At 47.0% G+C, this 15,158-nt stretch carries 11 protein-coding genes; 8 read left to right on the top strand and 3 right to left on the bottom strand.

Features of this window, described 5'->3' with window-relative positions; all coding sequences use genetic code 11:
• The first annotated feature begins 765 nt into the window (after positions 1 to 765).
• The 5 genes from SP90_RS02270 to epsC all read left to right on the top strand — a co-directional run bounded on the left by SP90_RS02270 (position 766) and on the right by epsC (position 5,999).
• A complete protein-coding gene (locus SP90_RS02270) occupies positions 766 to 1,761 on the top strand; it encodes an HD-GYP domain-containing protein (protein ID WP_066852124.1) in 996 nt (331 codons plus the stop codon).
• 211 nt (positions 1,762 to 1,972) lie between these two features.
• Positions 1,973 to 2,821, top strand: a complete 849-nt coding sequence (gene nifU / locus SP90_RS02265) for a Fe-S cluster assembly protein NifU (protein WP_066852121.1) — start codon at positions 1,973 to 1,975, stop codon at positions 2,819 to 2,821.
• Positions 2,818 to 4,014 (top strand): cysteine desulfurase NifS, encoded by a 1,197-nt coding sequence (nifS, locus tag SP90_RS02260; protein WP_066852119.1) that lies wholly within the window; start codon positions 2,818 to 2,820, stop codon positions 4,012 to 4,014. The genes nifU and nifS overlap by 4 nt, the downstream gene beginning before the upstream one ends.
• An 83-nt stretch (positions 4,015 to 4,097) precedes the next feature.
• Positions 4,098 to 5,027 (top strand): cysteine synthase A, encoded by a 930-nt coding sequence (gene cysK / locus SP90_RS02255; RefSeq protein ID WP_066852117.1) that lies wholly within the window; start codon positions 4,098 to 4,100, stop codon positions 5,025 to 5,027.
• Between the two features lie 21 nt (positions 5,028 to 5,048).
• The gene (epsC, locus tag SP90_RS02250) at positions 5,049 to 5,999 is read left to right on the top strand and encodes a serine O-acetyltransferase EpsC (protein ID WP_066852115.1); all 951 of its coding nucleotides are present in this window, start codon (positions 5,049 to 5,051) and stop codon (positions 5,997 to 5,999) included.
• Positions 6,000 to 6,292: 293 nt separating this feature from the next.
• On the opposite strand, the gene SP90_RS02245 is transcribed toward epsC, so the two are convergent.
• The 3 genes from SP90_RS02245 to SP90_RS02235 form a co-directional block, all read right to left on the bottom strand.
• Entirely contained in the window at positions 6,293 to 7,246 is a 954-nt protein-coding gene (locus SP90_RS02245; RefSeq protein WP_066852113.1) for a UDP-glucuronic acid decarboxylase family protein, read from the bottom strand.
• Positions 7,247 to 7,566: 320 nt separating this feature from the next.
• Positions 7,567 to 9,072 (bottom strand): uroporphyrinogen-III C-methyltransferase, encoded by a 1,506-nt coding sequence (gene cobA / locus SP90_RS02240; RefSeq protein ID WP_066852111.1) that lies wholly within the window; start codon positions 9,070 to 9,072, stop codon positions 7,567 to 7,569.
• Positions 9,073 to 9,444: 372 nt separating this feature from the next.
• Complete coding sequence (locus SP90_RS02235) at positions 9,445 to 12,093, bottom strand: valine--tRNA ligase (RefSeq protein ID WP_066852109.1); 2,649 nt, start codon at positions 12,091 to 12,093, stop codon at positions 9,445 to 9,447.
• A 143-nt stretch (positions 12,094 to 12,236) separates the two neighbouring features.
• On the opposite strand from SP90_RS02235, the gene SP90_RS02230 reads away from it, so the two are divergent.
• The 3 genes from SP90_RS02230 to SP90_RS02220 all read left to right on the top strand — a co-directional run bounded on the left by SP90_RS02230 (position 12,237) and on the right by SP90_RS02220 (position 15,157).
• Positions 12,237 to 13,505, top strand: coding sequence for a BPL-N domain-containing protein (locus tag SP90_RS02230; protein WP_066852107.1), 1,269 nt, complete (start codon positions 12,237 to 12,239; stop codon positions 13,503 to 13,505).
• Positions 13,506 to 13,756: 251 nt separating this feature from the next.
• Positions 13,757 to 14,449 (top strand): AsmA family protein, encoded by a 693-nt coding sequence (locus SP90_RS02225; protein ID WP_157471164.1) that lies wholly within the window; start codon positions 13,757 to 13,759, stop codon positions 14,447 to 14,449.
• A gap of 249 nt (positions 14,450 to 14,698) precedes the next feature.
• Positions 14,699 to 15,157: an NfeD family protein gene (locus SP90_RS02220; protein WP_066852101.1), complete on the top strand. Its 459-nt coding sequence runs from the start codon at positions 14,699 to 14,701 to the stop codon at positions 15,155 to 15,157.
• Position 15,158: the final 1 nt, after the last annotated feature.

The raw sequence follows: 15,158 nt of genomic DNA, 5'->3' as shown, positions 1-15,158 counted from the left end.
GCCATCCTCAGCATCTTTTTCTTTATCTTTCACAAAATAGACAATGTAAATATTGTCACCACTGCTAAATATAAAGTTGTTTACGCGTAAACAACACATAAACAACCTTTTCGATATTTTTAAACTACACTCTTGTTAGTATTTACAATCAATAAAAAATAGAAAACAGTTACTTTACACTAATACTTGTTTTTTTATTCTTTAAGACCATGCTAATCTATTTCAATTTTGAAACATTTTTTACGCATTACAACACTTTCCTCGTGACAAACCATCAAAGTTAGCGCAACATGCAATTGCTTTTTTTGTAATTTAACCTCCAATAAAGATTAATCAAAAAAAGTGCTGCTCATAAAATTTGCTGCTTTTTTTAACGTTGTTTTGCAACAAATACGTCTTAAAAATGCATGCTAAATTTTACAACCTTGTAGCGTAGCTATGTGCTGACGCGCATAGATAAAAAGTATGAATAATTGAAGCCCCCCTTTGCTACACAGCAAAGGAACAGGCAAATGATGCTCACAAACCTGATGCTATACCACCCGTTATTACAGCGTCTCCCCGGCAGCGTATAACAGTCAGACGGTAAGCAACACGCATGTGAGAGCGTTCTAACTTAAGCACACTTACGACAGTACAAACATAAGCGATACGATCAAATTCCCCTTGTTCAAGTCGCATGAACATCTTTCTCCTTCCCCGGGCAAAGCTGGGCAACTCATGTCTGTACCATCAGTGCTGTAACTACACGGGCTATATCAGGTAATGACACAAGCTGTTCCCCAAGCACCTCTTTTAGAGGAACTGTCGCACGACTTTTTTCCCGTCTTGCCTTCTCTGGCTTTGCGTTCGAACCGTGGTAATTTTGACATTTACATTCGGTGTGACGACACATTTGCACTGTATGCCAAAGCTGGTGACAGCTTTACAGAACACCACGAAACTATCCTGCTCAATAATGGACGTAAAAGTGTGTACATCAGACGAGATCAACGTCCTGAGTTTTTTGAGCACTTAGTAACACATCTCGGCGAAACGCTTCTTGACGAAAGCATCCCGCGACCGGCACGTGCACAAATTTTTTACGAAACGTCTCTTGAAATTGTTGAAGAAATTTTCACAGGTGAGCTTCCTCCCAGTCTCGACAGAGGTACATTCGACCGAGTCTTCGAGTTTGTAACCAAAGGGGTCAGCTTCCTTACTCTGGAGAATTCTCTGCAAACCATGGGCTCTATTATTGCGCATGATTATCAGACGTATTCGCACTCACTCCACGTTTTCGTATACTCACAACTCATTTTGCAGACCTACGGATTCGAAGAACGAGATCTCGTTCAATTCGGGCTGGGTGCCATTCTGCACGATATTGGTAAGAAAAAAATACCAGAAGCAATTCTTACCAAACCCGGAAAACTGAGTACGGTGGAACGCCAGTATATCAATACTCACCCCGTGCATGGTGCCGGAATCTGTGCCAGTCTGCCTCTTTCTCAAGATGCCCTCAACTGCATCCTGTTCCATCACGAAAAACTTGATGGTTCAGGCTATCCATGCGGGCTGAAGGACGAAGACATCCCCCTTCCGGTACGAGCGGTCACAATAGCAGACATTTACGACGCTATTCGTTCTACACGTCCTTATTCAGAAGGGACAGATGCCTTCCGAACACTCCGTATAATGAAAGAAGAAATGGCTACTCAGATTGATATGAATGTTTTCAGGCGGTTTATCCGAATCCTAAGCGGAAACAGTGTTATTTAATCCGTTGCAGGCAAAAATATAGTCTGCTTTTCGCACCTGCTCGTATATGCTGAGTAAGACCGATATTGCAGTTGAGCGCCGGTAGCATTCACAAGATTTTACGTGCCATCTTAAAAAAAAATGCGTTTGCCCCTTCCCTAAGTCCATTCGCATTACTATACTGCAAGATGCGCTCACAATACTTTTGAACTGAATCCGGAGGATACATGTAATGTGGGAATATACTGACAAAGTGCGCGAGCACTTCCTGAATCCTAGAAATGTGGGTGAGATTAAAAACGCAAGCGCAATTGGCGAGGTTGGTAGCCTTGCATGCGGTGACGCTCTTAAGCTCTTCCTTGATATAGATGAAAATGACCGTATCGTTGACGCAAAATTCCAGACCTTCGGATGCGCCAGCGCTATTGCTTCTTCCTCTGCTCTTACCGAGCTGCTCAAAGGAAAAACCCTTGAAGAAGCAGAAAAAATTACTAACAAAGAAATCGCTGACTACCTCGGCGGTCTTCCTGAAGAAAAAATGCACTGCTCTGTCATGGGGCAGGAAGCTTTAGAAGTTGCGATAAAAACCTACCGCGGTGAACCGATTGAACTCCACGATCACGAAGGCACCATTATTTGCCATTGTTTTGGTGTTACCGACGAACAGATCCTGCGTGCTGTTGAAGAAAACGGCCTGACTACCGTGGAAGAAGTTACACACTACACCAAAGCCGGCGGCGGCTGCGGTAAATGTGTTGATGACATCCAGCGCCTCATCGATGAAGCAACAGGCAAGGTTGCTGCATGCGAAGTGCCGGAACCTGCTGCACGTCCGACTCTCTCAAACATCGAACGCATGCAGCTTGTCATGAAAGTTCTTAACGAAGAAGTCCGTCCGCGCCTGAAACAGGATGGCGGCGATGTCGAGCTTATCGACATTGAAGGGCACACCGTAAAAGTTGCGCTCCGTGGCATGTGCACCAGCTGCCCGTCCAGCCAGCTTACCCTGAAGAATGTTGTGGAAAAGGCATTGCAAGAACAGGTTGAACCAGAACTCACCGTTGTGGAGGTATCGCAGTGACAACAATTTATTTCGACAACAACGCGACCACAAAGATCGACCCCCTAGTGCTTAAGGAAATGATGCCGTTCCTTACTGATTACTACGGCAACCCTTCCAGTATGCACAAATTTGGTGGTCAGGTCAGTTCACATATTGCTAGAGCTCGCCATCAGCTTGCGTCTTTATTAAACGCACAGCCTGATGAAATCATCTTTACCGCTGGCGGTACAGAAAGCGACAACACAGCTATTTACTCTGCACTTGAAGCACAGCCGGGTAAAAAACACCTCATCACCACACGTGTTGAGCACCCAGCTATTCTTAATGTATGCCGCCATCTTGAACAGCGCGGCTACGATATCACATACCTCGGAGTCGACGAAAAAGGTCTGCTTGACCTTGAAGAACTCCGTGCAGCTCTGCGTCCGGATACCGCCCTTGTGACCATCATGTATGCGAACAGCGAAACAGGCGTTATCTTCCCGATGCATGAAATCGCCAAGATCGTAAAAGAGCGTGGCGTAATGCTCCATACAGATGCAGTTCAGGCTGTGGGTAAAATCCCGATCAACCTTGAAACGCTGCCTGTTGACTACCTCTCCCTTTCCGGCCACAAGATTCACGGCCCTAAAGGCATTGGTGCTCTGTACGTCCGCAAAGGTGCTACCTTCCGTCCGCATATGCGTGGCGGGCATCAGGAACACGGGCGTCGTGCGGGCACTGAGAACACTGCATCCATTGTGGGTCTCGGTAAAGCAGCGGAACTTGCCCAGCTCAGCATGGAAATTGAGAACACCGGTGTTAAGCACATGCGCGACACACTTGAAAAAGGGCTTCTCAAAGCAATTCCTGAGTCCATCATTAACGGTGATACCGAAAGCAGACTTCCTAACACCACCAACATTTCGTTCAAACATGTTGAAGGTGAAGCTATCCTGCTTATGATGGATGGATTTGAAATTGCCGCCAGCTCCGGCTCTGCCTGCACATCCGGCAGTCTGGAACCTTCCCATGTACTCCGCGCTATGGGCGTGCCGTTTACATATGCACACGGCTCTATCCGTTTCTCACTCTCCCGTTTCAATGACGATAAAGAGATCAAAATAGTGCTCAAAGAGCTTCCAGAAATCATCAAACGTCTGCGCGAGATTTCTCCGTATAAAGACGAAGAAGGGGCAGAAGCTCCTAAGCGTCCTTGTACCTGTTCATAAGCAGACCCTAAGATACATACTTAAGGGTCGGACAACACACGTGGTTAGTCCGACCCTTTTTTTTCATCCAACGAGGTACCCACATGAACATTGCAAACTCCATGATTGATCTTGTCGGCAAGACTCCACTTGTACGTATCAACCGTATTGCCAAAGATGCACAGGCAGAAGTTGTAGCAAAACTCGAATCCATGAATCCGTGCTCATCAGTAAAAGATCGTATCGGGTACAATATGGTGCAGGCTGCTATCGACTCCGGTATGACTACCAAAGACACTGTTTTTGTTGAAGCAACAAGCGGAAATACTGGTATCGGCATTGCCTTTACCTGCGCAGTCCGAGGCTTTCCACTCATACTCACAATGCCTGAATCTATGAGTCAGGAGCGTCGTGCGTTGCTTAAAGGCTTCGGGGCAGAGCTTATCCTCACTCCTGCCGCAAAAGGCATGACAGGTGCTGTGGAAGAAGCAAACCGTATTGCTGCGGAAAATCCAAATGCAATTCACCTGCAACAGTTTGCTAACAAAGCCAATCCAGAAATCCATCGCAAAACAACTGCACAAGAAATTCTAACTGACACAGACGGTAATATAGATATTTTCATTGCCGGCGTCGGCACAGGCGGCACCATCACCGGTGTGGGAGAAGTTCTCAAACAGCACAACAAGAACATCCAGTGCATCGCTGTAGAACCGGAAGCCTCTCCTGTACTATCAGGCGGAGCACCTGGGCCGCACGCAATTCAGGGTATCGGTGCCGGATTTGTGCCTGAAGTTCTTAACACAGAAATCTATGATGAGATCGTACGCGTGAGCAACGAAGATGCCCTCACAATGGCGCGTCGACTCATGAAAGAAGAAGGCATTATGTGCGGTATTTCCTCTGGAGCAATCGCACATGCAGCAATGCAGATTGCAACCAGACCGGAAAACAAAGGGAAACGCATCGTGTTTATTGTTTGCGACACAGCTGAGCGTTACCTATCAACCCCGCTTTTTACAGAAGCAGACTAAGCAATTCGCAAGGGAGTCCACATGCAACGTAATCACGCCGAACTGGAGCAGCACAACATCTCAGAACTCGACAACGTCGTTGAAGAGCTCTGCGCTCCTGAATCCTACGCTGCGGTTTACCATCGTTCCAAACACGATGCACCCATGCCATCAACCGAAGCTTTGCTTGAGCTGGTAGAACGCCTCAAAGCTGCACTGTTTCCCGGCTATTTCGGGGATAAAACAGTACGTCTTGAGTCCATGCGCTACCACCTTTCCGCAAATCTCGACTCAATTTACAGAATTCTTGCAGAGCAAATCAGAAGAGGGGGATGCTTCATCTGCGCAGAATTCGCTGACGAATGCAAAAGCTGCGAGGAACACTCACGCTCTACAGCAATGAAATTTGTACAAGCACTTCCGACACTGCGCAGACTCCTTGCGTCTGATGTTCGCGCGGCTTTCGAGGGTGACCCTGCTGCAAAAACACCCGGTGAAACAATTTTCTGCTACCCGTCCATCACTGCGATGATCCATCACCGCATCGCACATGAGCTCTACAAGCTTGATGTGCCGATCATTCCTCGCATCATCAGTGAAATGGCACACTCAAACACCGGAATCGACATTCACCCCGGTGCACAGATTGGTGAAGAATTCTTCATCGACCACGGCACAGGCGTAGTAATCGGAGAAACCTGCATCATCGGTAAAGGCTGTCGTCTCTATCAGGGTGTAACTCTCGGTGCGCTGTCCTTCCCTAAAGATGCGGAAGGCTGCCTCATCAAAGGCAACCTGCGCCACCCGATTCTTGAAGATAATGTTACGGTTTACGCTGGTGCAACTGTTCTCGGACGCATCACCATCGGACATGACACTATGATCGGTGGTAACGTCTGGATAACACATGATGTCGATCCAAACTCGAAAGTAGTTCAATCACGCTCCACCAAGCCTAAAAAAGAAGAAAAACTCGTGGGTGGAGACTGTTAGTGGGCTAGCTTTTGGCAGCCTAAGATCTGCAAGGCATTGTCTCCGACGGGCAGGCGGGCTCTGCCCCCTGCACCCCCGCAAGGGGACATGTCCCCTTGACCCCGATTATACGCGAGTCCAGCACGTTAGTTATGACGTTGGAAGCCGCGTAGAAGCTAACTTTCTCTAGCATAGCTGAGACTGTTGATAACGGCCTTGCCTGAAGAATGAGATTTGGGGTGGACGTATGTGACCGTCTGTCTTTTTCGATAAAATACAGCATGATAAGGAAAGGGTGGAACTCCACCCTTTCCTTATTCTTTCTTGTTTTTGAAGTATTCTATGGTATTGCGAAGACCTTCCTCAAGCGTTGTCGTAGGTGACCAGTGTAACTTTTCCCGCGCAAGGGAAATATCCGGCATACGCTGACGAGGATCGTCGTGAGGAAGAGGTTTGAAGTTGATAACTGACTTTGAACCAGTCAAAAAGATAACCTGCTCAGCCAGTTCCCGAATAGTCATTTCATGCGGGTTACCTAAATTAACCGGCCCCCCGAAAGTATCCTCCGTCCTGTCCATGAGACGAATCATCCCTTCAACAAGATCATCCACATAGCAAAAAGAACGGGTTTGGGTTCCGTCACCGTAAATGGTTACCGGCTCTTCTTTCAACGCTTGAATAATAAAATTTGAGACCACTCTACCGTCATTAGGATGCATGTAGGGCCCGTATGTATTAAAGAGTCTGGCTACCTTAATGCGGACATTGTACTGGCGTTGATAATCAAAAAACAACGTCTCCGCGCACCGTTTCCCTTCATCGTAGCAGGAACGCACACCTCTGGGGTTCACCTTTCCCCAGTAATCCTCAGTTTGCGGATGCACCTCCGGATCACCATAGACCTCAGAAGTTGATGCCTGAAAAATCTTTGCACCGGTACGTTTAGCAAGCCCGAGCATATTTATTGAACCGTGAACGCTGGTCTTTACTGTCTGCACAGGGTCATACTGATAATGCACAGGAGATGCAGGACACGCCAGATTATAGATTTCATCAACCTCCACATACAATGGAAAGGTAATGTCATGCCGGAGCAACTCAAAGTACGGGTCCTCAAGCAAATGAACTATATTCTCTTTAGTTCCCGTAAAAAAATTATCTACACAGACAACTTCACACTGCCGTTCAAGCAATCGCTTACACAAATGTGCTCCCAAAAAACCTGCCCCGCCTGTTACCAGCACCCGCTTTTTCGGTGTAAATGTCACGCTTACTCCTCGCTAAAACATACCCATTGTAAATATGATTTCAGCTACCTAGAGTAATAACTCTGCATGCGTAATTCTTTGATAACTTACGCAAAAAAAGAGGATAGAGCGTTTGCTCTATCCTCTTTCAATGTTCAATTCAGCCCACCCTTTCAAATTTTACGAAGGGTAGTGGCGCATAAGCCGCAAGCGTGACCCAGTGACGGATTTCCCTCGCAACTAAAAGTTTTGGGAGATTCTTAAGAAGCCCTTTTCCAAAAGGGTTCTTAAGCCGCCGGAGGCAAACGTCGTAGACAGTAAGCGCCGAAGGCAATTACACCCTATAGCTTTTCTACAAGATCATCTACAAGTGCAGGAATAGTGTAATCTTCCGGTTGAATATCCGGAGTAAAACCAAACTGCTCAAGAGTCTTCGTAGTTACAGGGCCGATGGAAGCAAGCTTCACTTTATCGCGGTGCTCTTTAACAAGGTCAGGAGACACGAGATCAAAGAAGTTTTCCACAGTGGAAGAAGAACCAAATGTCACGCAGGAGAGTTCACCGCTTTTAAGAAGTTCGAGCACTTCTTCGCGCTGCTCGCCAGCCGGCTTGGTTTCGTACACAGGAAGGATATCAACCTGTGCGCCTGCTTTGCGGAGTTCTTCTGGAAGTACTTCACGAGCAACTTTAGCACGCGGAAGCAGAACCTTGCTGCCGTCCATGCCACGCTCAAGAAGCCCTTTTACAACGCCTTCTGCAACGTATTTTTCTGGAATGAAATCTGGCTCAATGCCTTTTTCACGCAGAATATCTGCTGTAGCAGGACCGATAGCAGCAATCTTGCAAGCACCCAGAGCACGGGTATCCAGACCAAGCTCTGCAAGCTGAAGCCAGAAGTGCTTCACGCCATTTACAGAGGTGAAGATAACCCACTCGTACTCGTTAAGACCTTTGATGGCTGCGTGTACTTCGCTGTAATCAGCAAGCGGATCGATTTTAATAGTCGGGAACTGGATAACGTTTGCGCCAAGCTTAGTAAGGGATCTAGCCATACCGCTTGCCTGCTCACGAGCACGGGTAACCACAACGCCTTTACCGCGCAATGGAAGCTGCTCGAACCAGTTAAGCTCTTCGCGAAGCTTAACCACATTACCAACTACGATGAGAGAAGGAGAGGTAAAGCCCTGCTTCACGCCTTCTTCCGGCAACGTACCGATGGTTGCAGCCATGGAACGGTGCTTGGCTGTGGTACCCCAGTGCACGAGTGCTGCCGGAGTATCAGGGTCCATACCGTTTGCAATAAGCTGCTTGGAAATATGCGGCAGGTTCTTCATACCCATGAAAAACACGAGTGTAGAAGTGCCAGTAGCAAGGGACTTCCAGTTATGAGAAGAACCCGGCTTATCAGGATTTTCGTGACCGGTAATAAAGGACACGGAGGAAGCATAGTCACGGTGGGTAAGCGGAATACCAGCATACGCAGGGCCTGCGATTGCAGAGGTGATACCCGGAACTTCTTCAAAAGGTACGCCAGCAGCCAGAAGCTCCTGCGCTTCTTCGCCGCCACGACCGAACATGTACGGGTCGCCGCCTTTCAGACGAGCAACAGACTTACCCTCTTTCGCTTTATCAACGATAAGCTGGTTGATGCCTTCCTGACTTAATGTATGGTCGCCGCCCTTCTTACCTACGTAGATAATTTCGGCTTCAGGCTTTGCGTAAGAAAGAAATTCAGCATTCGCAAGATAGTCATATACAATAACATCTGCAGTGCTCAGAATATCACGGCCTTTAATTGTCAGCAGGCCGGGATCGCCCGGGCCAGCACCGATAAGGTAAACTTTCATCATTCCTCCGGTAATAATCAGGAACCGGAGTCTCCTCCGGTCCCCTGATAAGAACTTTATCTGCACCTATAAGTTTACTGGTTCATATTTAGCCTCCGGCGGGCAGGGCTCTGCCCCTGCACCCCGCAAGGGGGAGCCCCCCTTGACCGGCATTATGTATCCTGAGGTGAACTCAGATACAACTCGGTAAGGTTAATATAAACATCCCCTTCTACTCGTCAGCGTTCTGCAAGCCGTAATCATAGCTGTCCACAAAACACCTTCGCTAACAGGGGGTGCAGGGGGAATTATTTCCCCTGCCCGTCGGAGACAAAAGCGCCGCAGGCTTACCCTTACCGCTGTCTCTAACACTCATAGGTTTACAACGTATTATTAGCCCATTGCGTCAACAAGACGCTTCTGAAGCTTAAGCAGTTTCTGCTGTGTATCTTCAAGTTCGGCAGCACGAGCTTTTTCTTTTTCAACAATGGCAGCCGGTGCGTTGTTCACAAAACTTTCGTTACGCAGCTTGCCGGTTGCTTGTTTGAGATCTTTTTCCACTTTACCGAGTTCTTTTTCGAGTCGGGCAAGTTCGTCTTCAAAGTTTACGAGTCCTTCGAGAGGCACGATCACTTCGTTACCCTGAACAACGCTGGATGCGGAAGCTCTTGGAGCTTCAAGGTCTGCACCGAGCTCAACATTTTCAAGACGGGCGAGAGCCTGCATTACTTCCATTGCATCCTCATACAGCGCTTTAGCTTCATCGGAAGCAGTGCGGATAAGTACGCTGAGTTTAGTCTGCGGAGCAACGTTGAGTTCTGCTTTGATAGTACGCACGGCAACGATTGATTCCTGAATCAGGTTCATTGCTGCTTCTGCGTCAGCGTTCTCGCATGCAGGACGCATTTCAGGGTAGAGTTCAGTTGCGATATCTTTATTTTCGATACCAGGAAGAACACTCCACACCTGCGCGGTAATAAATGGCATGATCGGATGCAGAATGATCATCATTTCCTGCAGAACAGTCCAGAGAACAAACTGTGCTTTTTCGGCGCGTTCGCCACCAGCACGCATGTCTGGCTTGATGAGCTCGAGGTACCAGTCACAGAATTCGTTCCAGATGAACTTGTACATGATCTGTGCAGCTTCGTTGAAATGGTAGCCGGTGATGGCTTTATCCATATCTTTCTTCACAGACTCAAGACGGGAAAGAATCCAGCGGTGATGTACGCCGTCGATTTCTTCAAAAGCAAAAGTCTTAGGCTTTTCTTCCGGCAGGTTCATGAGTGCGAAACGGGCTGCGTTCCAAATTTTGTTGCAGAAGTTACGGTATCCGTCGATGCGCTGCTCAGACAACTTAATGTCACGACCCATTGCTGCAAATGAAGTCAGGGTAAAGCGCAGGGAGTCACAGCCGTACTTGTCGATCATTTCAACAGGGTCAATTACGTTACCTGTTGATTTCGACATCTTCTTGCCTTTCTCGTCACGCACGAGCGCATGGATGTACACATGATGGAACGGTACTTCGTCCATAAAGTGCAGACCCATCATCATCATACGGGCAACCCAGAAGAAGAGGATATCAAAGCCGGTTACCAGTACGGAAGTCGGGTAGAATGTATCCAGTTCTTTTGTTTTTTCAGGCCAGCCCATGGTTGTGAAAGGCCACAGTGCAGAAGAGAACCATGTATCAAGAACATCTTCGTCCTGAACAATATTTGTGGAACCACACTTACATGCGGTCGGATCTTCCATGGAAACAATCAGTTCGCCGCAATCTTCACATGTCCATGCCGGAATACGGTGTCCCCACCAGATCTGACGGGAAATGCACCAGTCACGGATGTTATCAAGCCAGTGGTTGTAGGTCTTGATCCATGACTCAGGGAAAATCTGAGTAAGTTCAGGTACAGCTGCACGAGCACGTGGAGCAAGTTTGGTCATTGCTACAAACCACTGGGTAGATACAAATGGCTCAACAATTGTTTTACAACGGTAACAGTGACCTACGCTGTGCTCATGCTCTTCAATGCGGTCAAGGAAACCTTCCGCTTTGAGTGCTTCAAGAATTTTAACACGAGCTTCAACGCAGGTAAGACCTGCATATTCGCCGGTTTCATCTGTGAGAGTACCATCCTCATTAAGGATGTTCAGAACCTCAAGACCATGTTTGCGACCGAGTTCCCAGTCATTATGGTCATGGGCAGGGGTAACTTTAAGACAACCTGTACCGAATTCGATATCTACGTAACGGTCACCGATGATGTCGAGTTCACGCCCTACGAGCGGGAGGATTGCTTTTTTACCGATGAGATGGCTGAAACGCTCGTCATCAGGGTTAACAGCAATCGCGGTATCCGCCAGCATGGTTTCAGGACGGGTTGTTGCGATGGTTAATTCGCCGGAACCGTCTGCAAGCGGGTATTTAATGTAGTGCAATGCACCCGGCTCGTTGGAGTGATCTACTTCATCATCAGCAAGAGCAGTATGACAGCGCGGACACCAGTTAATGATGTAGTCGCCTTTGTAGATCAGACCTTGATCGTGAAGTTCTACAAAAACTTTACGAACAGCTTTGGAAAGACCTTCGTCCATGGTGAAGCGCTCACGGGTCCAGTCAACGGATGCACCCATTTTACGAACCTGATTCAAAATACGGCTACCGTATTCTTCACGCCAGTCCCATACACGCTCAACAAATTTTTCACGGCCAAGATCATGACGACCAAGCCCTTCAGTAGCAAGCTTACGCTCTACCACGTTCTGAGTAGCAATACCTGCATGGTCAGTACCCGGAACCCACAGAACTTTTTTACCTTTCTGACGCTGGTAGCGACAAAGGATATCCTGAAGGGTCAGGTTAAGGGCGTGTCCCATGTGCAAAGCACCGGTGACGTTCGGTGGCGGGATAACAATAGAGTACGCGTCACCCTCGGCATCCATATCCGGTGTAAACACGTTGTTTTCTTCCCAGTGTTTTCGCCACTGGTCTTCAACCGTTTGAGATTCATACCCCTTAGAAAGAGCGTTTTCCGCCATACTGCTACTCCAAATTCGTTATTGTATGCAGGCTGCATTGCGCCTGTTAAATCTATTGTTGGTAATTGTTTGCACTCGCTGCCCTCGCTTGGTAGAGTGCGCTTCCACGACTGCAAAAAGTCAGATTAATTAGCGGAAGGACAATGTCAAGCATCTATATATTATGGGACGAATCCCACTTATGGGGTTTACTCGTCTGGCGAGCACTGGAAGCAATGAAACTTCCATACAGCATTGTGCGGGGAGAAGAAATAGCGCAGGGATTGCTTTCTTGCAACCCGCCAGCCTTACTTCTTACTCCCGGCGGTAATGCCAGACTAAAAGCAGACGCCCTCGGCGAGAAGGGAATCGAAGAAATACGCAACTATGTTGCTAACGGCGGAAAGTACCTTGGATTCTGCGGTGGCGCAGGTCTCGGGCTTACCGGCAAAAACGGTCTTGGACTTTGCCCGTGGGAACGCGCAAAATTTACCAACCGCATGCAACATTTTGTCAGCGGACATCTTCATTCCTCTATAGGTGCTGATCTCTCACACGCTTCCGATCTTATTCCGAACAATTTTTCTTCAACTCCTGCACTTCCAGTATGGTGGCCTGCCAGATTCTCACCCCAGGAAAATACAGATGTTGAAATTCTCGCCAGCTATGCAACGCCTGACACAGACTTCTGGATTGCTGACCTGCCGCTGAACACGCTCCCTCCCGGAACATTTAATGAGTGGGAATCGCTATACGACATTAAGTTGCGACCGGAGTTTCTTAAAGGGCAGCCTTGTATACTTGCAGGTAACTACGGAAAAGGTCGTTACGTGTTAAGCTACACCCATCTGGAAACACCGAATTCTCCAGAAGCAAACACTTGGCTTGCCCACATCATCAACACCCTTACTGAAGGTGCTGTTACCGCTCACCAGACTCTGGTGACTGACTGGCATCCAGCAACGGAATCTCCGCTATGGACAGATGAAAAGCTGCTGGAAGCAAAAGGGATATTTGATGATATTGTCACAATTGGCAAGAACCATTGTCTTTTCTTTGCAAGAAATTCATGGCTTATCGGATGGAGAGCAGGCATTCCGGGTGCAAACCTGAACAACCTGTACAACGGCCTGTGTTCTGCTGTTTCCATGCAGCCGACCCCACAGGCTGAAGCATTCTGGGCAGAGCATTCAGATAAATTTATGCATGACCTGAATCTGTTTTATGAAGGCGTAAAAGGCTATCTCCTTGCGGAACGCCTTGCCATGACGCTGTCCAAAACATTTCCAGAAACAGTCTCCACAGAATCACTGCGAAACCAGCGGGCAGCCCTTTTCGGCCCTCCAATGGCCAGCGGTGGAGTATATCTTGAGCTACTCAACACATTAGACAAGCTTATGTATTTATTACTGCCACATACACATCGCAGTTAAGGACAAAACAAGCTTTTGTCACACTAATAAACTATAACTTTTGTCACACACCCAAGTCCGTTCTGTTGTAACCATATAGCAGAACGGACTTTTTTTGTTTTCCGTAATACAATGCATTACAGCCATTAGGAAGTGTAGACAATATCACTTTCGTATACATGGTATTCTTTTCTTTAATCCTTGCTGCAAGCTGCTCACACTTCTATTGTAACATGTGAGATCGACACACACTTGGCAAGGAGTCTCTTTCCGTGAAAAAGATTTTCTTATTAATGCTGCTCGCCGGAGTAATCGCCTACGGCATCAGCTCACACACGACGGTATCCATCAACCCTATTTTAAAAAAGACAGTGCATTATATAGGACCGAGGGTCATGGGGGCTCGGGTTCAACTGGAGGATGCCAAGCTTTCAACACTTTCGGGCTATGGCACGATTCATAACGTATACCTTGCCAATCCTGCCGGTTTCCCGCGTGGGCACTGTATCCAGATTGGAGAGATCTATGTGGATATGCTGACCTCTTCTATCGGTACGGGTACTATCATCATCAACGATCTGACCATTAAAGCAATGGATATTGCGTTTATTATTAAGCGTGAAGGTAACAACTTTGCCATGCTTCTGGACAATCTTCGTAGAAAGATACCTGAGCCACGCGTGTACCCGCCTAACCCCACAAAAGAAATCGACTACAAGCAAATTATTGGCAACCGTTACATCATTAAGAATGTCCATATCATCACCCCATCCGTCAGCGGCTCCATGCCCAAACCTCAACGGGCAAATTTCAGTGTCATCATGGATGATATGCATTTTGAGAATGTTGGTGAGGCAGAAAACGGTGTTCCTTTCCTTGTAGCTCTTGAACAAATACTCACGCAAATTGAAGACAAAGTGCACTACGCAGTTCTGGAAAGCTACATTTTGTATAAAAGTGAATGACTAGAATTTTACTTGTAATCCCAAAAAACCGTTCATTAACATGAACGGTTTTTATGTATATAACGCCTCATAGCTAATTATAACAGTGTCACTATCACGCAGCACAGACCAAAGTACATATAGACAAACTATAAAAAAATTAAACTTGATTGTACTATACCACTGCAACAGTACTTTTTATATTTACTACAAAAGTAAACAGTGTTAACGATTCTCCTTCATTTAAACACATGTTGGAGAATTTCTATAATGTTCAATATTCCTTTTGATATAAATATTATATGGATTGTATGGTTTTCCATTGCAGTAATATTTTTTCTTATAGAGATGTTCACACCGACCTTCATCACCATATTTTTTTCAGCTGGTGCACTCCTTGCTGGCGGTGCTGCATTACTGGAATTTTCACTTTCAGCTCAAGTTGCTACATTCACAATTTCTTCAGTTGTGCTTCTCATTCTGCTGCGCAAGAGACTTCCCAATATTTTCAGTGAAGCCCATACAGAAAATGAAGTACAAAAAGACCATGCCATTAACGCTCATGCAACCGTTGTAGAAGCAATTTCCTGCAACTCCCCCGGTCGCATCAAATATCAAGGTTCTTTCTGGAATGCAGAAGCCGATGACGACATAGCTCCCGAATCCGTTGTCCGCATTGTTTCCAGAAAAGAATCTGACCCTAATACTTTTATTGTTACAAAGGATTAAC

The sequence above is a fragment of the Halodesulfovibrio spirochaetisodalis genome, from assembly GCF_001672295.1.
GTDB classification, from domain to species: Bacteria; Desulfobacterota; Desulfovibrionia; order Desulfovibrionales; family Desulfovibrionaceae; genus Halodesulfovibrio; species Halodesulfovibrio spirochaetisodalis.
This window is presented reverse-complemented; position numbering and strand designations above follow the sequence as displayed.

Coding starts and splice junctions, on each gene's coding strand:
- SP90_RS02235 (WP_066852109.1), bottom strand. CDS start 12,093: ATGGCGGAAAACGCTCTTTCTAAGGGGTATGAATCTCAAACGGTTGAA.
- cysK (WP_066852117.1), top strand. CDS start 4,098: ATGAACATTGCAAACTCCATGATTGATCTTGTCGGCAAGACTCCACTT.
- epsC (WP_066852115.1), top strand. CDS start 5,049: ATGCAACGTAATCACGCCGAACTGGAGCAGCACAACATCTCAGAACTC.
- SP90_RS02270 (WP_066852124.1), top strand. CDS start 766: ATGACACAAGCTGTTCCCCAAGCACCTCTTTTAGAGGAACTGTCGCAC.
- nifU (WP_066852121.1), top strand. CDS start 1,973: ATGTGGGAATATACTGACAAAGTGCGCGAGCACTTCCTGAATCCTAGA.
- SP90_RS02230 (WP_066852107.1), top strand. CDS start 12,237: ATGTCAAGCATCTATATATTATGGGACGAATCCCACTTATGGGGTTTA.
- cobA (WP_066852111.1), bottom strand. CDS start 9,072: ATGAAAGTTTACCTTATCGGTGCTGGCCCGGGCGATCCCGGCCTGCTG.
- SP90_RS02220 (WP_066852101.1), top strand. CDS start 14,699: ATGTTCAATATTCCTTTTGATATAAATATTATATGGATTGTATGGTTT.